Source organism: Vibrio sp. RM-41-2B (assembly GCF_024744415.1).
GTDB lineage: Bacteria > Pseudomonadota > Gammaproteobacteria > Enterobacterales > Vibrionaceae > Vibrio > Vibrio diabolicus.
In genome coordinates this window covers 120364-139083 of sequence record NZ_JAMQWD010000003.1, presented here as the reverse complement: position 1 = coordinate 139083, position 18720 = coordinate 120364, and the positions used below count along the sequence as shown (strand labels likewise).

The 18720-nt window shown below is 46.8% G+C and carries 20 protein-coding genes; all 20 read left to right on the top strand.

What is annotated here, in order from left to right:
- Positions 1 to 48 precede the first annotated feature (48 nt).
- Entirely contained in the window at positions 49 to 552 is a 504-nt protein-coding gene (fliL, locus tag NB463_RS00705) for a flagellar basal body-associated protein FliL (protein ID WP_012841529.1), read from the top strand.
- Positions 553 to 559: 7 nt separating this feature from the next.
- Positions 560 to 1606, top strand: coding sequence for a flagellar motor switch protein FliM (gene fliM, locus NB463_RS00700; RefSeq protein ID WP_006741703.1), 1047 nt, complete (start codon positions 560 to 562; stop codon positions 1604 to 1606).
- A gap of 59 nt (positions 1607 to 1665) precedes the next feature.
- Entirely contained in the window at positions 1666 to 2076 is a 411-nt protein-coding gene (gene fliN, locus NB463_RS00695) for a flagellar motor switch protein FliN (protein ID WP_012841530.1), read from the top strand.
- Between the two features lies 1 nt (position 2077).
- Positions 2078 to 2491 (top strand): flagellar biosynthetic protein FliO, encoded by a 414-nt coding sequence (fliO, locus tag NB463_RS00690; protein ID WP_104969689.1) that lies wholly within the window; start codon positions 2078 to 2080, stop codon positions 2489 to 2491.
- Positions 2478 to 3347 (top strand): flagellar type III secretion system pore protein FliP, encoded by an 870-nt coding sequence (gene fliP / locus NB463_RS00685; protein ID WP_006741704.1) that lies wholly within the window; start codon positions 2478 to 2480, stop codon positions 3345 to 3347. Before fliO ends, fliP begins: the two co-directional genes overlap by 14 nt.
- Before the next feature lie 24 nt (positions 3348 to 3371).
- On the top strand, positions 3372 to 3641 hold the full coding sequence (gene fliQ, locus NB463_RS00680) for a flagellar biosynthesis protein FliQ (RefSeq protein ID WP_012841532.1): 270 nt from the start codon (positions 3372 to 3374) through the stop codon (positions 3639 to 3641).
- A gap of 8 nt (positions 3642 to 3649) precedes the next feature.
- Positions 3650 to 4432 (top strand): flagellar biosynthetic protein FliR, encoded by a 783-nt coding sequence (gene fliR / locus NB463_RS00675; protein WP_005384463.1) that lies wholly within the window; start codon positions 3650 to 3652, stop codon positions 4430 to 4432.
- 3 nt (positions 4433 to 4435) lie between these two features.
- Positions 4436 to 5566 carry a flagellar biosynthesis protein FlhB gene (flhB, locus tag NB463_RS00670; RefSeq protein ID WP_006741705.1) on the top strand — a complete coding sequence of 377 codons (1131 nt, stop codon included), beginning with the start codon at positions 4436 to 4438 and terminating at the stop codon, positions 5564 to 5566.
- Between the two features lie 210 nt (positions 5567 to 5776).
- Positions 5777 to 7876 (top strand): flagellar biosynthesis protein FlhA, encoded by a 2100-nt coding sequence (gene flhA, locus NB463_RS00665; protein ID WP_041853026.1) that lies wholly within the window; start codon positions 5777 to 5779, stop codon positions 7874 to 7876.
- Between the two features lie 28 nt (positions 7877 to 7904).
- Entirely contained in the window at positions 7905 to 9422 is a 1518-nt protein-coding gene (gene flhF, locus NB463_RS00660) for a flagellar biosynthesis protein FlhF (RefSeq protein WP_012841533.1), read from the top strand.
- Between the two features lie 14 nt (positions 9423 to 9436).
- Entirely contained in the window at positions 9437 to 10324 is an 888-nt protein-coding gene (locus NB463_RS00655; protein WP_005380498.1) for a MinD/ParA family protein, read from the top strand.
- Positions 10317 to 11051: an RNA polymerase sigma factor FliA gene (locus NB463_RS00650; protein ID WP_048625854.1), complete on the top strand. Its 735-nt coding sequence runs from the start codon at positions 10317 to 10319 to the stop codon at positions 11049 to 11051. Before NB463_RS00655 ends, NB463_RS00650 begins: the two co-directional genes overlap by 8 nt.
- Positions 11052 to 11096: 45 nt before the next feature.
- Complete coding sequence (gene cheY / locus NB463_RS00645) at positions 11097 to 11465, top strand: chemotaxis response regulator CheY (RefSeq protein ID WP_017635949.1); 369 nt, start codon at positions 11097 to 11099, stop codon at positions 11463 to 11465.
- A 120-nt stretch (positions 11466 to 11585) separates the two neighbouring features.
- Positions 11586 to 12326, top strand: a complete 741-nt coding sequence (locus NB463_RS00640) for a protein phosphatase CheZ (RefSeq protein ID WP_006741709.1) — start codon at positions 11586 to 11588, stop codon at positions 12324 to 12326.
- A 9-nt stretch (positions 12327 to 12335) separates the two neighbouring features.
- Positions 12336 to 14576, top strand: a complete 2241-nt coding sequence (locus NB463_RS00635; protein WP_074191671.1) for a chemotaxis protein CheA — start codon at positions 12336 to 12338, stop codon at positions 14574 to 14576.
- A 29-nt stretch (positions 14577 to 14605) separates the two neighbouring features.
- The gene (locus tag NB463_RS00630) at positions 14606 to 15718 is read left to right on the top strand and encodes a protein-glutamate methylesterase/protein-glutamine glutaminase (protein ID WP_047008842.1); all 1113 of its coding nucleotides are present in this window, start codon (positions 14606 to 14608) and stop codon (positions 15716 to 15718) included.
- Between the two features lie 8 nt (positions 15719 to 15726).
- Positions 15727 to 16506, top strand: coding sequence for a ParA family protein (locus NB463_RS00625; RefSeq protein ID WP_258431090.1), 780 nt, complete (start codon positions 15727 to 15729; stop codon positions 16504 to 16506).
- Complete coding sequence (locus tag NB463_RS00620) at positions 16496 to 17530, top strand: chemotaxis protein CheW (protein ID WP_167426337.1); 1035 nt, start codon at positions 16496 to 16498, stop codon at positions 17528 to 17530. The genes NB463_RS00625 and NB463_RS00620 overlap by 11 nt, the downstream gene beginning before the upstream one ends.
- A 35-nt stretch (positions 17531 to 17565) precedes the next feature.
- Positions 17566 to 18060, top strand: coding sequence for a chemotaxis protein CheW (locus tag NB463_RS00615; RefSeq protein WP_005380507.1), 495 nt, complete (start codon positions 17566 to 17568; stop codon positions 18058 to 18060).
- Positions 18061 to 18074: 14 nt separating this feature from the next.
- Positions 18075 to 18569 carry a DUF2802 domain-containing protein gene (locus NB463_RS00610; RefSeq protein WP_046875563.1) on the top strand — a complete coding sequence of 165 codons (495 nt, stop codon included), beginning with the start codon at positions 18075 to 18077 and terminating at the stop codon, positions 18567 to 18569.
- The last annotated feature ends 151 nt before the right edge of the window (positions 18570 to 18720 follow it).

Here is an 18720-nt window from a genome sequence, read left to right as displayed (position 1 = left end):
GACTTCCTTAAGTATCTCGGTAACCTAAAAGAACAATAAGAGACAACAATGGCAGAAGAACAGTTACAAGGGGCCGATGCGCCGAAAGGAAAAGGTAAGTTACTTATCATCATAATCGCTGTTGTGGTATTGCTACTTGGCGGTGGTGCAGCAGCATTCTTTCTCATGGGCTCTGATGAACCAGCTCAGGCTGAAGCGTCTCAACAGGTTCAAGCGAAGGCATCTGATGCCTCGCCCATTGCCTACGTGAATCTTCCTCAGGCATTTGTATTTAACGTTACTGGGGACCGTCGCGACAGACTGGTACAAATTAAAGCGCAGTTAATGGTTCGCGGCGCAGAGAATGAAGAGTTGGCGCGGTACCATTCGCCACTGATTGAGAGCTCTTTGTTATCAACGTTTGCTTCGGCGACGGTTGATCAGTTGCGTTCTCCAACGGGACGAGTGGAATTGCGCGATCGTGCTTCCGAAGATATCAAAGCAGCGCTAAACGCTGCGGTCGGTAAGCCAGTGATTGAAAAAGTACTGTTTACAGATTTTGTTATTCAATAGGTAAAACGTGACCGATCTATTAAGCCAAGACGAAATTGATGCGCTATTGCACGGAGTTGACGATGTTGATGACGTCGATGAACCGATAGAAAACGACAACGAAGGTGCCGTCAATTTTGATTTCTCGTCGCAAGACAGGATTGTACGTGGTCGAATGCCGACGCTCGAACTTATCAACGAGCGCTTTGCACGACACATGCGTATTAGTCTGTTTAATATGCTGCGTAAAACGGCAGAAGTGTCGATCAATGGCGTGCAGATGATGAAGTTTGGCGAATACCAAAACACATTGTACGTGCCAACCAGTTTGAACATGGTGCGTTTTCGTCCGTTAAAAGGTACAGCGTTGATCACCATGGAAGCTCGCTTAGTCTTTATTCTGGTAGAAAACTTCTTTGGTGGGGATGGTCGATTCCATGCCAAAATCGAAGGGCGCGAATTTACCCCAACGGAACGCCGCATCATTCAGCTGCTGCTGAAGATTGTATTTGAAGACTACAAAGAAGCGTGGTCGCCAGTGATGGGGGTGGAGTTCGAATATCTCGACTCTGAAGTAAACCCAAGTATGGCTAACATTGTCAGCCCGACAGAAGTGATTGTCGTGAGTTCTTTCCACATTGAGGTCGATGGTGGCGGCGGCGATTTTCATGTCGTTATGCCTTACTCCATGGTTGAGCCGATTCGTGAACTGTTGGATGCAGGTGTTCAGTCCGACAAGATGGAGACAGACGTCCGTTGGAGCTCAGCATTACGTGAAGAGATTATGGATTGTCCGGTTAACTTCCGCGTTAACTTGCTTGAAAAAGACATCTCTTTGCGTGACCTCATGGAATTGCAACCGGGTGACATCATCCCGATTGAAATGCCAGAACATGCGACAATGTTTGTGGAAGACCTGCCGACCTATCGCGTAAAAATGGGCCGTTCGGAAGACAAATTAGCGGTGCAAATTTCTGAGGAAATTGAGCGCCCACATGTAGTCAAAACAGATTTAGCTTTCTTGGGCAAAGACATCATGTCTGAGCTTGAGAATGAAGACGATATAGACGATTAAGATACCTTATTGAACAGACATGCTTTGGCATTAAATAAGGCTTAACACAGGATAGAAAAATGGAACCAAGTGACGATCAAAAGCTAGCAGATGAATGGGCAGCCGCTCTTGGCGAAGACCCGTCTGCACCTTCTGTTGACGTAGATGAAGTATTGGCCGCGCCACTGGAAGAGCTAAAAGACACTTCAAGCCCAATTACCGAAGATGAGCGCCGTAAACTCGACACCATCATGGATATTCCGGTGACGATTTCGATGGAAGTCGGTCGTTCACAAATCAGCATTCGGAACTTATTGCAGTTGAACCAAGGTTCGGTTGTTGAGTTGGATCGTCTAGCGGGCGAGTCATTGGACGTATTAGTCAACGGTACACTGATTGCGCATGGCGAAGTCGTGGTCGTGAACGATAAGTTTGGTATCCGTTTGACGGATGTGATCAGCCAAACTGAACGAATTAAGAAGCTACGTTAAGATGAGCTGCTCAATCAAAACGCGATTGACGCAAATCACTGGAGCACTGAGCTTAATGCTGAGTGCTCCTTATGCATTTGCTGCCGCACCAAATAATCTGGATCTTGCGACGACACTGGGCTCGCTTGTGCTTGTGATCGGCGTGATTCTTTTGTTGGCTTGGCTACTTAAACGTATGCAAGTGCCGGCGATGGGACAACAAAAAGGCTTGCGTATTGTGAGTCAGTTGCCAGTGGGCACCAAAGAAAGAATCGCCGTAGTTCAAGTGGGTGAAGAGCAGTTTTTGGTTGGAATTACCAGCCAATCAATCCAAACGTTAGCCAAGTTAGATAAGCCACTGAAAGAGGAAGAGTTGGCGACCAATGCTTTTGCGACTCAATTTAGCCAACTGATCAAAAAACATGACAAAGGGTAACCCGATTCGTTTGCTCCTGAGCACGTTGTTGCTTTTCGTCGGCGTGCTGTTTTCTTCATTTTCGTTTGCAGAGGCAGAGGAGTCTGCTCTGCCTGACAACTTGGCCGATGGAAGTAGCGTCACTGTTCAGGCGATGCAAAGTGATACTGGCGCCAGTCGTGCTATGTCCGTTTCTAGTGGTGGTGGCATCCCTGCGTTTACCATGACCACAAACCCAGATGGCAGTGAAGATTACTCGGTTACACTGCAAATTTTAGCGTTAATGACCATGCTTGGCTTCTTGCCTGCCATGGTGATTTTAATGACGTCGTTTACTCGAATTGTGGTGGTGATGTCGATATTGCGTCAGGCAATGGGTTTGCAACAAACGCCGTCTAATCAGGTCATCATTGGTATAGCGCTGTTTTTGACCTTTTTTGTTATGTCTCCTGTCCTGAACGAAATCAACGATAAAGCCGTTCAGCCTTATTTGAATGAGCAAGTCACGGCTCGAGAAGCATTTGATGCTGCACAAGCGCCAATGAAAGCGTTCATGCTTAAACAGACCCGAATCAAAGACTTGGAGACGTTTGTAACCATGTCAGGAGAGCAAGTTGAGAACCCAGAAGATGTGTCGATGGCGGTGTTGATTCCGGCTTTCATCACCTCGGAGCTAAAAACTGCATTCCAGATTGGCTTTATGCTCTTCTTGCCGTTTTTGATTATTGACCTCGTGGTAGCGTCGGTACTGATGGCAATGGGTATGATGATGTTGTCACCAATGATTGTTTCGTTGCCGTTCAAGTTGATGCTGTTTGTATTGGTCGATGGCTGGAACTTGATACTTTCGACACTCGCGGGCAGTTTTGCCCTTTAGATAAGCGCAGATAGAGGATAAGACATGACACCAGAAATGTTTGTCGAGCTTTTCCGTGAAGCACTTTGGATGGTGCTTATCATGGTCTGCGCCATTATCATCCCAAGTTTGCTTATTGGCCTTATTGTTGCGATTTTCCAAGCTGCGACTTCCATCAACGAACAAACATTGAGCTTCTTGCCGCGTTTGATTGTCACGCTTTTGGCTCTAATGCTATTTGGTCACTGGATGACGCAAATGTTGATGGAATATTTCTATGGCTTGATTGAGCGCTTACCTCAGGTGCTTTATTAGAGGCGCCTATGGAGTACCCCACTAGCGTTGTCTTAGATTGGATCGCAAACTATTTCTGGCCCTACGTTCGTATCTCTTCCATGCTGATGGTGATGACGGTAACTGGGGCTCGATTTGTCTCACCACGAATCCGCCTTTACCTCGGGTTAGCCATCACTTTTGCAGTCATGCCAGCGATCCCTGCAGTGCCTCAAGACATTGAGTTGCTCTCGTTTCGGGGTTTTATGACCATTGCCGAGCAAATGATCATCGGTATTGCGATGGGCATGGTCACTCAATTTATGATTCAAACCTTTGTCTTGTTGGGACAAATATTGGGTATGCAGTCAAGTTTGGGTTTCGCTTCTATGGTTGATCCCGCAAATGGTCAGAACACGCCATTGCTTGGTCAGCTATTCATGTTTTTGACGACAATGTTTTTCCTTGCCACCGATGGGCACTTGAAAATGCTGCAACTGGTAGTGTTCAGCTTTAAAACCTTGCCGATTGGTTCCGGCTCGCTCAACGCGGTTGATTTCCGTGAAATGGCAGGCTGGCTTGGTATTATGTTCCAAACGGCACTGAGTATGTCTCTATCTGGCATTATTGCACTACTTACCATTAACTTGTCGTTTGGTGTAATGACCCGTGCTGCACCACAGTTAAATATCTTTTCGCTTGGTTTTGCATTTGCGTTGATGGTGGGTCTATTACTGTGTTGGTACATACTGGCTGGCCTTTACAGTCATTATGAAATGTTCTGGACGGTGGGTGAGGCGCAGATTTGTCGACTCATTCGCTTGGAGTGCTAAGAATTGGCAGAATCAGACGGTCAGGAACGCACCGAAGAAGCCACGCCCCGGCGGTTACAACAAGCCAGAGAAAAGGGGCAGGTTGCTCGGTCTAAAGAACTTGCATCAGCATCTGTACTGATCGTTGGCGCCATTTCACTGATGTGGTTTGGCGAGGCGTTAGCACGCTCACTGTTTTCCATCATGAGCCGTTTATTTGATCTTCAACGAGAAGAGATTTTCGATACGGCAAAGCTATTTGACATTGCTTTAGGGGCGATGACCGATTTGTTGTTCCCTCTATTTTTGGTGCTAGCTACGTTGTTTACTGCCGCCATGATTGGTGCTGCGGGTGTGGGAGGAATCAGTTTTTCTGCTCAAGCGGCTATGCCAAAGCTGTCAAAAATGAATCCGCTTAGCGGTTTAAAGCGGATGGTCGGAATGCAAAGCTGGGTAGAGTTGATCAAATCAATTCTTAAAGTGGTTTTGGTTACTGGTGTCGCGATCTATTTGATCCAAGCATCGCAGGCGGATCTGATTCAATTAAGTATGGATGTGTATCCGCAAAACATCTTCCATGCTTTAGATATTCTGCTGAACTTTATCTTGTTGATCAGCTGTTCGCTGTTGATCGTGGTTGCTATCGATATTCCATTTCAAATCTGGCAGCACGCTGATCAGTTAAAAATGACCAAGCAAGAAGTCAAAGACGAATATAAAGAAACCGAGGGTAAGCCAGAGGTCAAAGGACGCATTCGTATGTTGCAAAGGGAAGCGGCTCAACGTCGAATGATGGCGGATGTTCCTCAAGCTGATGTTATTGTTACTAACCCAGAGCACTTCTCGGTAGCGCTTCGTTATAAACAGAAGACAGACCGTGCGCCGGTAGTGATCGCTAAAGGTACTGATCACATGGCAATGAAGATTCGAGAAGTCGCCCGAGAGCATGACATCACAATTGTACCAGCTCCGCCACTTGCTCGTGCGCTGTACCATACTACTGAGCTAGAACAAGAGATCCCCGATGGATTATTTACTGCGGTGGCTCAGGTTTTGGCATTTGTATTCCAGTTGAAGCAATACCGAAAACGAGGTGGACAGCGCCCCAAAATTCAGGATTACGATTTGCCAATCCCGCCAGAACACCGGCACTAATGCTAAAAGAAGCCTAATTCTAAAAAGATTAATTGAATCAGATATTAAACTCTACTTGAGTGTTTAGTCATTATTTTGGCGTTAATTATGGTACATAGCTTGCTTAAAACGCCTTAATTATCAACCATACCTAAACTTTTAGGCCAAAGCGGTCGCGTATTAATAGTAAGAGCTAACGTGACGCTTCAATCGATTGAGATCTCTCGTAGTATGAAGTTAAGCCTGCCATTTGCAGATAAATTGCCACGAATCCCTCAGCGTGAAATGCCAGCTATTGGCGCACCGGTGATGGTTTTGGCCACCTTAGCGATGGTGGTGCTCCCTATTCCAGCCTTTTTGCTGGATATGTTCTTCACCTTTAACATCGCGTTGTCGATGGTGGTGTTGTTAGTGACCGTTTACACACGTCGTCCGTTGGACTTCGCCGCTTTTCCGACGGTACTGCTGATCGCGACTTTGTTGCGTTTGGCGCTGAACGTTGCCTCGACACGTGTCGTCTTACTGCATGGTCATGAAGGCGGCAACGCAGCAGGTAACGTAATTGAAGCGTTTGGTAATGTCGTTATTGGTGGTAACTACGCGGTCGGCTTAGTGGTTTTCCTTATCTTAATGATCATCAACTTTATGGTGGTGACCAAAGGTGCAGGTCGTATCTCTGAGGTAAGTGCTCGCTTCACCCTTGATGCGTTGCCAGGTAAGCAGATGGCGATTGATGCGGACTTAAATGCCGGATTGATAGACCAAGAACAGGCAAGAGTTCGTCGTTTTGAAGTGACCAAAGAAGCGGATTTCTACGGCTCGATGGATGGTGCCTCGAAGTTCGTAAAAGGTGACGCGATTGCCGGTATTTTGATTCTGTTTATCAACATCATCGGCGGTCTGTCGATCGGTATGGCGCAGTATGGATTGGGTTTCGGTGAGGCAATTGAAATCTATACTTTGCTGACGATTGGTGACGGCCTAGTTGCACAGATTCCATCGCTATTGCTGTCGATTGCAGCGGCGATGATGGTGACACGTCAAAACACCGATGAAGACATGGGTGAACAGCTGGTCTTCCAGATGTTCGACAACCCAAAAGCACTGATGATTACCGCAGCTATTCTCGGTGTGATGGGCATCGTACCGGGCATGCCACACTTTGCGTTTTTGAGTCTGGCGGTCGCGGCTGGCGCGGCGGCGTATTTCATCGATAAACGCCAAAAGCAGAAAGCGAAAGAACCGGCTTTACCAGCGAAAGCCGACGAAGGTGCAGAGCCTTCATCACAACGCGAACTATCTTGGGACGACGTCCAGCCAGTCGATATTATTGGCCTAGAAGTGGGTTACCGCTTGATTCCGCTAGTGGACCGAGACCAAGGTGGAGAACTGTTAGAGCGCGTAAAAGGTGTGCGTAAAAAGCTATCGCAAGATTTTGGGTTCTTAATCCCTGCGGTTCACATACGTGACAACCTTGAACTGACGCCAAACAGCTATCGAATCACATTAATGGGGGTTGCGGTGGGCGAAGCTGAGATTCGTCCGGATCAGGAGCTAGCGATTAACCCAGGTCAGGTGTATGGCATGATTGATGGCGAGCCAACCATTGACCCTGCATTTGGACTGGAAGCCGTATGGATTCGCGAAGATCAGCGTGAGCATGCTCAGGCGCTAGGGTATACGGTTGTTGACTCATCGACAGTATTAGCGACGCACCTGAGCCAGTTATTGACTAATAACGCATCGCAGTTGATTGGTCATGAAGAAGTAGAGAATTTATTAGAAATGTTAGGACGCAGCGCGCCTAAGTTGGTTGAGAACTTTGTTCCTGATCAGTTGCCTTTAGGTGTGGTGGTGAAAGTCCTACAAAACTTGTTAAACGAGGCCATTCCAATCCGCGATATTCGCACGATTGTTCAAACTTTGGCTGAGTACTCAAGTAAGAGTCAAGAAGCTGACATATTGACGGCAGCAGTTCGAATTAGTCTGAAACGTCTAATTGTTCAAGAAATCAATGGTATAGAGCCTGAGCTGCCAGTGATTACTTTGATACCTGAACTGGAACAAATATTGCATCAAACTATGCAAGCATCAGGAGGCGAATCCGCGGGGATTGAACCAGGGCTCGCTGAACGATTGCAGTCTTCACTAAGCCAAGCGACACAGGAACAAGAATTGAAAGGCGAACCTGCCGTTCTGCTTACTTCCGGTGTATTACGCTCGACGTTGGCGAAATTTGTGAAGAACACAATACCTAATCTCCGGGTACTGTCTTACCAAGAAATCCCGGATGAAAAACAGATCAGAATTGTGCAAGCCGTGGGTAACTGATCTCACGCATCATTAATGGATTCATAGTTTGAAAATAAAGCGATTTTTTGCCAAAGACATGAGAACGGCGCTGCTCCAAGTGAAAGAGGAGTTAGGCGCGGAAGCGGTGATCATGTCAAACAAGAAAGTGGCTGGTGGGGTGGCGATTGTTGCGGCGATAGATAGTGAATCTAACCCGTCTCAAGCAAGCGCAGCATCACAACAAAATCGCGGTGCTTCTCAATCGAATCGCTATAACGAACATCGTCAAATGTCATCGTCTTCTGCAGATCGTTATCAAGATCGTCATTTAGATGAAGATAAAATTAGCCTGAACAGTAATAACAGTAACAACGAAAAAACAGGCTCGATGACGCAGCGATTCGCTAACATGCTTAAGCAATATAGTGGTGGTGCAGCAGATGCTGACGATCATGTAGCGGAAAATGAAGATTCGCTCTCTGCTTTATTGCAACGCCAGAATAAGCATCGCGACGGCTACAACCAAGAAAAGCCAGCGCCATATCAACCAGATTCACCTTTGGCGAAGTTAATCGCACAAGATAATCGATTTGAGCGTCCAACGCCGAAGTTGGATCCGACACGCTATGATCGCCGCCGTCCAAGTGATGAGCGAGAAGAGTCTGCCGATGAGCTGGAGAGTATGCGCGAAGAGATGACGTCAATTCGTCGTCTTCTAGAGCATCAAGTCTCTGGCCTAATGTGGCAGGAAGTGGAACGTCGTGAGCCGCTCAGAGCAATGCTGATTAAGCGCTTAGAGCGTATGGGCGTTTCTCCGGAGTTAGCAGACCAAATGGCTTGCTATATCCCGGAAGATACTAAACCAGCGCGAGCGTGGAAAGCGTTGTTGTCGCTGGTGGCGGATCAAATCAATATTCCTAAACAGGACATTTTAAAACGTGGTGGTGTGGTCGCACTGTTAGGTCCGACGGGGGTGGGAAAAACAACCACCGTTGCGAAGCTCGCAGCACGTGCCGCCATGGAATACGGTGCCGACAATGTAGCCCTTGTGACAACTGACACATATCGCATAGGTGCACATGAGCAGCTCTCAATTTACGGAAGAATCATGGGTTGTCCCGTAAGAGTTGCTAAAGATTCTAACGAGTTAGCCGATGTTATATATCAGCTAAGAAACAGAAGACTGATTTTGGTCGATACGGCAGGGATGGGGCAACGAGATGTCAGGCTTTCTGAGCAGCTCGATACTCTAATGCAAGAGAGCGGAGAAGTGATTCACAGCTACCTTGTTTTGCCAGCTACCGCACAACGTCGCGTTCTACAAGAAACGCTGGATCACTTCCGACGCATACCACTTTCGGGTTGTATTATGACGAAGCTTGATGAGTCATTAAGTCTAGGCGAATTCATCAGTGTAGTGATTCAAAACGCAATGCCAGTGGCTTACATCGCTAATGGTCAGCGCGTGCCAGAAGACATTGTGATAGCGCAACCAAAATATATGCTTGCGAAAGCAAATGAACTGTTAGAGAAGTCGACAGAGAACGAACCTCACTTTTGGAACAGTGACAGTGAAGGACTCTAAGGCGGCGGACTACTATGACTGAGAATATGATACACGATCAAGCAAGCGGCCTCCGTCGCTTAACACAACCATCGTTGACCAAAGTGATTGCTGTTACTGGCGGCAAAGGTGGTGTGGGGAAATCAAACGTAACACTGGGTCTGGCGATTTGTATGGCTCGCCAAGGCAAGAAGGTGATGGTTCTCGACGCTGATTTAGGTCTGGCCAATGTGGACGTGATGCTCGGAATTCGTGCAAAACGCAATCTAGGACATGTCTTAGCGGGTGAATGTGAGCTAAAAGATGCGATTGTCGAAGGGCCTTATGGTATAAAGATAATCCCTGCAACTTCTGGCACGCAGAGCATGACTGAGCTTTCTCACGCTCAACATGCTGGACTCATTCGAGCATTTGGTAGTCTTGAAGACGAAATGGATGTCCTGCTGATAGATACCGCCGCAGGCATTTCTGACATGGTAATCAGTTTTTCGCGAGCAGCTCAAGATGTCGTTGTGGTTGTGTGTGATGAACCAACTTCAATCACAGATGCATATGCGTTAATTAAGCTGTTAAGTAAAGAACACCAGGTCCAACGCTTTAAAGTTGTAGCAAATATGGTCAGAAGCTACCGAGAAGGGCGAGAATTGTTTGCAAAGTTGACGCTAGTCACAGAGCGATTCTTGAATGTCAGCCTTGAACTCGTAGCATGTATTCCATTAGATGATAAAGTACGACAGGCTGTAAAAAGACAAAAAATTGTCGTTGATGCGTTCCCTCGCTCACCTGCCGCTTTAGCTATTAGCTCACTAGCAAACAAAGCGTTAACGTGGCCACTACCGAAAACACCAAGTGGACACTTGGAATTTTTTGTGGAAAGGTTGCTAAATCGTACCGAATTCGCAGAGGACCCTTTTGGTGAATAAAGCGATAACCTATGACCAACATGGCAAGTTTAATAGCCAGCAAGCGTTTATAGAGCGCTACTCAGTGTTGGTTAAGCGCATTGCTCACCACCTATTAGGCCGTTTACCGCCGAGTGTTCAGGTAGAGGATTTAATTCAGGCCGGCATGATCGGTCTTATCGAAGCTCAGCAGAATTATGATGGTTCTAAAGGTGCGAGCTTTGAAACTTATGCAGGTATCCGTATTCGCGGTGCAATGTTAGATGACATGCGCAAAGGCGATTGGGTACCGCGTTCTGTTCATAAAAATAATCGAGAGATTAACCAAGCGATTGCGGAACTGGAAGGCGAATTAAATCGAGATCCTACTGATTCTGAAGTAGCCACGCATCTCGGTATGACACTGGATCAATATCATAGTGCTCTGACCGATATCAACTGCTCAAAATTAGTCGGTATTGAAGATTTAGGCGTTTCTGATGATGTGATTTCACCTGCAGATGAAACTGATGACAGTAACCCGTTCAAAGGGGTTGCCGATGAATCATTTCGAAAAGCACTGGTTGAATCAATAAAACAGCTTCCAGAGCGTGAAGCTTTGGTACTTTCGCTTTATTATGATGAAGAACTCAATTTGAAAGAAATTGGCGATGTGTTAGGCGTAAGCGAATCTCGCGTAAGTCAAATACTGAGTCAAGCGATGCAACGTTTGCGCACCAAGCTCAGTGCGTGGACACAAAATGACTAAAAACACTGATTTTACGATTCAGTGGAGGCAATTTTGAATAAAAACATGAAGATCCTTATTGTTGATGATTTCTCAACAATGCGCCGTATTGTTAAAAACCTGCTTCGTGACTTGGGTTTCAATAACACTCAAGAAGCGGACGATGGTTTAACCGCATTACCAATGCTGAAAAAAGGTGACTTCGATTTTGTTGTAACTGACTGGAACATGCCAGGTATGCAAGGCATCGATTTGCTTAAACACATCCGCGCGGATGCAGAACTTAAGCATTTGCCAGTTCTAATGATCACGGCTGAAGCGAAGCGTGAGCAGATCATTGAAGCTGCTCAAGCAGGCGTAAACGGCTACATTGTTAAGCCATTTACTGCTGCAACATTAAAAGAAAAATTAGATAAAATTTTCGAGCGTTTATAACTCTCTCTTTTTCTCTTTGTTATTCGAGTCGTTCATACCAATTATTAAATACCTATTAAATGACTCGTTTAGCGTTTTTAAAGTGATAAGAAGAACTAAACGTAAAAGGGTCTATTCAGAATGATCTCACTAGAGCAGGCGAAGTCACTCGTTCAAATGCTAGAAAACGGGGAACAAGACCAAGCCAATATGCTTGTTGCCTCGATCTACGAAGGTGCCGAGAATCCAATGCTGCAAGAAATTGGAGCCTTAACTCGAGACCTTCACGAATCACTCAAGCAGTTCAGTCTCGATCAGCGCATGACCGAAATTGCGAAAGACGAAATCCCTAACGCAAGGGATCGTCTTAATTATGTGATCGAGAAGACAGAGCTAGCAGCCAACAAAACGATGGATGCAGTCGACTGCTGCCTTCCTATCGCTGACAACCTGCATGATTGCCTTCAGAAAGTTCGTCCTCAATGGAATGAACTCATGCACGGGCGCATCGAATTAAGCGAATTCAAAGCACTTTGTCACCGAATCGACGAGCTATTAGTTCAAGTCGAAGGTGACAGCACTGAGTTGCGTGGTCAATTGACCGAAATTCTCATGGCGCAAGACTTCCAAGACCTAACTGGCCAAATTATTCGCCGCGTAATTACGTTGGTAAATGAAGTAGAAGGCCGCTTAGTGGAAATCCTAACCGTATTCTCTGGAAATAAACCTGAAGAACACATTCAAGTTTTGTCAGAACCGGCAGATAAAAAGAATACACAAACAAGCGAAGCCGAAGGCCCGATTCTTCATCCAGAACTGAGAGAAGATGCGGTTTCATCGCAGGACGAAGTCGATGACTTGTTGTCCAGTCTTGGATTTTAAAGGTAACGTATGAGCTACGATTTAGACGAAGATATTCTTCAGGACTTTCTCATTGAGGCTGGGGAAATTCTCGAACTGCTTTCTGAGCAGTTGGTTGAATTGGAAAATAACCCAGAAGACAAAGACTTACTTAATGCAATTTTCCGCGGGTTTCACACCGTAAAAGGCGGTGCTGGCTTCCTGTCTTTGGCAGAGCTAGTCGATACTTGTCATGGTGCGGAGAACGTGTTCGACGTTTTACGAAACGGCCAACGCACGGTCACGCAAAACTTAATGGATACGATGCTAAAAGCGTTGGATACGGTCAATACCCAGTTCCAAGCCGTTCAAGATCGTGAACCATTGGAAGCAGCGGATCCTGCCCTTCTTGAAGAACTTCATCGTCTATGTAAACCTGAATCAGAAGATGAAGTCGCTGCAACCGTGGTTGAAGAGCCAGTGGTTACTCCTGAACCTGTCAGTCCTGAGCCTGTTATTGAAGAACCTGCCGCGCCAGCGTCAAGTGTCGGCTCTGTTGATGAAATTACCCAAGACGAATTCGAAAAGCTGCTGGATGAACTTCATGGTAAAGGCTCAGCTCCAGGCGCTTCAGAACCTGCGACACCAACAACGCCATCAGTGCCCCCTCAATCAAGTGCGCCATCAGTTGAAAGTGGCGATATCACTGACGATGAATTTGAACGTCTACTTGACGAACTTCACGGCGTCGGCAAAAGTCCATCAGCGGCAGAGGCTGCAGCATCTGCACCAGTAGAACCTCCTAAAGCGGCAGAACCAGCTGCGCCAGTTGCATCGTCAGCAAATCAAGATAGTGACTTAATGACGGACGAAGAGTTCGAAAAGTTACTCGATGAGCTACATGGTGCGGGCAAAGGTCCTACGCTAGAAGAACTGGATATGGCAACGAAGCCGGCATCAGCAAACGTAGAGGAAAGCCCTGCGAAACCTGAGCCTGCGGTTAAGCCAGCACCAGCACCAGCAGCGCCAACTCCGGCTCCAGCACCAAAACCAGAATCTAAACCTGTCGCGGTGAAAGAAGAGGCGAAAGCGCCAGCGGTTAAAAAGCCTCAGGCCGAGGCAACCGTTCGTGTCGATACCTCGACGCTTGATACCATCATGAACATGGTAGGTGAGCTTGTATTGGTCCGAAACCGTCTATTAAGCCTTGGTTTGAACAGCGACAATGAAGAAATGTCCAAAGCGGTCGCCAACCTTGATGTCGTAACGGCGGATCTGCAAGGCGCGGTAATGAAAACGCGTATGCAGCCAATCAAGAAAGTATTTGGCCGTTTCCCACGCGTTGTCCGTGACTTGGCGCGCAACCTAAATAAAGACATTGTGTTGGAAATGCGCGGTGAAGAAACCGATCTCGATAAAAACCTTGTAGAAGCATTGGCTGATCCATTGATTCACTTGGTTCGTAACTCGGTTGACCACGGTATTGAAATGCCAGACGACCGCGCGAAAGCAGGTAAATCACGCACAGGTAAAGTGATTTTGTCTGCATCGCAAGAAGGGGATCATATTGAGCTATCCATCGTAGATGATGGCGGCGGTATGGACCCGAACAAACTGCGTGGTATCGCGGTTAAGCGCGGCATGATGGACGAAGATGCGGCGGCCCGTTTAACAGACAAAGAGTGCTTCAACCTTATCTTTGCGCCAGGTTTCTCAAGTAAAGATAAAATTTCTGACATCTCTGGCCGTGGCGTTGGCATGGATGTGGTTAAGACGGCGATCAACACCTTAAATGGTTCAATCGATATCGATTCTGAGCTAGGTAAAGGCACTAAGATCACCATCAAAGTACCACTGACGCTTGCGATCCTACCAACACTGATGGTTGGTGTTGGCGGTCATCCGTTTGCGCTGCCACTGGCATCGGTGAGCGAAATTTTCCACTTGGATCTGAGTCGCACAAACGTGGTAGATGGTCAGTTGACGATCATTGTGCGTGAAAAATCTATCCCGCTATTTTACTTACAGAACTGGTTAGCATCCAAATCACAAAACGTCGAAGAGCGTACTGGTCACGGTCATGTGGTTATTGTACAGATCGGTAACCAGCGCGTTGGTTTTGTTGTGGATACGCTTATTGGTCAAGAAGAAGTGGTTATTAAGCCACTCGATAATCTATTGCAAGGCACTCCGGGCATGGCTGGTGCAACAATCACTAGCGATGGCCATATTGCATTAATTCTAGATGTGCCTGATTTACTTAAGCGATATGCTGCGGCTTCACGCCTTTAAGCAAAGCTGACGTTATTAAAAGGAATAAGATGGCGATTAAAGTACTAGTCGTTGATGATTCGAGTTTTTTTCGACGTCGCGTGAGCGAAATCATCAACTCAGAATCGCGCCTAGAAGTGATTGACGTTGCGGTAAATGGCAGAGAGGCGGTTGAGAAAGCCAAATCTCTTAAACCGGACGTCATCACGATGGATATTGAAATGCCAGTGATGGATGGCATTACCGCTGTACGTGAAATTATGGCAGCGGCTCCAACGCCAATCCTAATGTTTTCGTCCCTGACTCATGACGGGGCGAAAGCCACGCTTGATGCGCTAGATGCGGGCGCATTGGATTTCTTACCGAAAAAGTTTGAAGACATCGCACGTAACCGCGAAGAAGCGGTGTCACTGCTTCAGCAACGAGTTATTCAGATTGCTTCGAAGCGCGCTTTTATGCGTCGACCAATCACTCGCGCTGCTGCGAGTACCAGTGCGGCAGCTCGTCCACTAGGCTCAAGAACGGCTTCGCCAGCGACTCCAGCTCCTGCTCGACCGGCTGCGGCAAAGTTCCGAGCCTCCGGTAAGAAGTATCAACTGACCGCAATTGGCACGTCTACTGGTGGTCCGGTTGCTTTGCAAAAAATTCTGACGCGTTTACCGATGAACTACCCGCATCCGATCGTATTGATCCAACATATGCCAGCAACCTTTACTGCTGCATTTGCCAGCCGTTTGAATACCTTGTGTAAGATTCAAGTGAAAGAAGCCCAAGACGGCGATGTCTTACAGCCTGGTGTGGCATACCTTGCTCCAGGTGGTAAGCAAATGATGGTGGATGGTCGAGCGGGGGCTGCTCGTCTTCGTATCATTGATGGCGGCGACCGCATGAACTACAAACCATGTGTGGATGTGACTTTTGGTTCTGCAGCCAAAGTGTACGGTGACAAAGTGCTCTCTTTAGTACTGACTGGCATGGGTGCAGACGGTCGTGAAGGTGCTCGTATGTTGAAGTCTGCAGGCTCAACTATTTGGGCTCAAGATGAAGAAAGTTGTGTTGTTTATGGTATGCCCCAAGCTGTTGCTAAAGCAGGCATTTCTTCAGAAGATTTACCGCTTGACCGCATTGCAGAACGCATGTTGGTGGAAGTTGGCCTAGCGTAGGATTCATCATGATTGTTTGGAGTGTAGCTAACCAGAAAGGTGGCGTGGGTAAAACCACCTCAACAGTGACATTAGCGGGTTTGCTGAGTCAAAAAGGTCATCGCGTACTGATGGTCGATACTGACCCTCACGCATCACTGACTACCTATCTTGGTTATGATCCTGACGCAGTAACTTCGAGCCTGTTTGATTTATTCCAGTTGAAGACATTCTCTCGTGAAACGGTGAGGCCGTTAATCCTAGAGACAAAACTGGAAGGGATGGATATCATTCCCGCGCATATGTCCCTTGCGACGCTTGATCGTGTCATGGGGAATCGCAGTGGGATGGGGCTGATCTTAAAACGAGCTCTACAAGCGGTCTCACAAGACTATGATTATGTGTTGATTGACTGCCCGCCAATTCTTGGTGTGATGATGGTGAACGCACTGGCCGCCAGTGACCGAATTTTGATTCCCGTTCAAACCGAGTTTTTGGCGATGAAAGGCTTGGAACGCATGATGCGCACGTTAACCATTATGCAAAAGTCTCGTCCGGGTGGTTTCAAAGTGACTATCGTTCCAACGATGTATGACAAGCGCACCAAAGCGTCTTTGCAGACATTGATGCAACTGAAGAAATATTACCCAAATCAAGTATGGACCTCTGCGGTGCCGATTGATACCAAGTTCCGTGATGCTAGTTTAAAGCATTTGCCAGCATCACATTTTGCATCTGGTAGTCGTGGTGTGTTTGCGTATAAACAGTTACTGATTTACCTGGAGAGGTTAGCGTTCGATGAGCAGTAACGACGTGCTTTCCAGTGAACAAGCGCTTGATGACTACTTTAATGCGCTACTGGGTGATGAGGCTGAAGCAACGACTCTTGAGGAAGAGCTTGACTTGCTGGCTCAAGAAATATCATCTGCAGAGCCAGAGCCAGAGCCAGAGCCAGAGCCAGAGCCAGAATTGCAGTTTCAATACTCGGAGCCGGAAACTTACCAGTTTCAAGAAGCGTACCCGCCAGAATTGGAAGCCCCAAATCTGGAAGATGTGCAAAGGTTATTAAGTCAGCTTGAAGCAAGCAACCCTGTAGCCGAGTTAGATATTGATAGTATTCTTGAACAAAATACGATTGATATTGCAGCAGAAATAAAAGCGGCTGAGCCAGACGTACAAACCGTTAGTGAGGCGCCCGAGTTACAAACAGTTGAAGAGATACAAGACTGGGTGATTGATGCGCCAGTTTTTGAGGAAACTCAGCCAGAACTGGTTGAACCTCAATCGGTGATTGAGCATGATGTCAATATAGAATCGAACGTTGATACCGAGCTCGAGACACAAACAGGTTCCGAAATACCAACTGACTGGGAAAGCACGAAGCGAAGTGAAGATTTTCAAGTGCTTTACTTTGATGTGAATGATGTCACGTTTGCCGTACCGCTTGATGAGTTAGGTGGTATTCATCGCATCAGCGAGCTTAACCATTTGATAGGAAAGCCCGCCTGGTATTTGGGGCTACAAACAAATCGTGAGCAACAGTTTGATGTCGTCGATACCGCGAAATGGGTGATGGCAGATAAGCTTCGCGATGACAGTTACAAAGATAATTACCAATACGTTGTCATGCTTGGAGAGAGCATGTGGGGGCTGGCCAGTAACCAACTAATGGGGACGGAAACGCTCAATATCGACAAGGTTCGCTGGCGTGAACAGGCGGGTAAGCGCCCTTGGCTAGCGGGCATGGTAAAAGAAAAAATGTGCGCCTTAATTCATGTCCAGGCGCTCATTGACATGCTAAACGCCGGTTTAGATGTCAAATCACTGAATTAGATTTAAGTCGGGAACGACATTAACGAGGATTAACTATGTCTCAAGCTTTTGAAGTAGAAGTGAAGAAAGATGCATCGAATGACGAAGTTCTTCAGTGGGTGACGTTCCAGCTAGAAGAAGAAACGTACGGCATCAACGTAATGCAAGTTCGTGAAGTACTTCGTTATACTGAAATTGCACCCGTTCCAGGTGCGCCAGATTATGTTCTGGGTATCATCAACCTGCGTGGTAACGTGGTTACTGTTATCGACACGCGTTCGCGTTTCGGCCTGATGGAAGGCGAAGTTACAGATAATACTCGTATTATTGTGATCGAGTCAGAGCGTCAAGTGATTGGTATTTTGGTAGATAGTGTGGCAGAAGTGGTTTACCTACGTTCTTCTGAAATTGACACGACGCCTTCTGTTGGTACTGATGAAAGCGCGAAGTTCATCCAAGGTGTGAGCAACCGTGACGGCAAACTTCTTATCCTTGTGGATTTGAACAAGCTCCTAACGGATGACGAATGGGACGAGATGGCTCACCTATAATGGGCTGAATAATGATGGCTGAAGAGACTCTTTTATCTGTTCCATTCCTTGCGGGTGGCGTCGCTTTTATCGTGTTGGTGTTGGTTGTTTTGCAACTGCGCATTCGCTCGGGGTTGCAAAAGCAAGTAGACCAGCAACGAGCACAGTCTCGACATGTAGATAAAGAAGTACAAAAGTTGAGTAAGCAGTTACTCGAAGTGCGTTCGGTTGTCGTTGGTCTTGGACAAAAAGTAACGGAACAACAAGACATTATTCAGCACCTAAACGAGAGAATTCGTGAACTCGAGCACGCTGATACTGATGGTCGCTTGTACAGTCGAGCTTCTAAAATGGTACAGCTTGGTGCAGATATCAATGAGCTCATTGAAGAGTGTGAACTGCCAAAAGCTGAAGCGGAATTGATGCTTTCACTACAGAAAAAACTGGCGGGAAAAGAGAAAATTCCACCACTAAGCGGTCAGCCATCAGATGATGCAGAATACCCGACGCGTGGACGTCGTCGACGCTAAAGGTTTTAAAGCGATAAAAAGAGGCGATAAGCCTCTTTTTTTGTGTTCGGTTACTAATTATCTTTTTGCAATACAGCCCTAGGTTACCTTGAGCTCTCTTCATTCTTAGCACTCGCTCCCCAAGTTAAAATGAGAGCTTATAACTACTTAT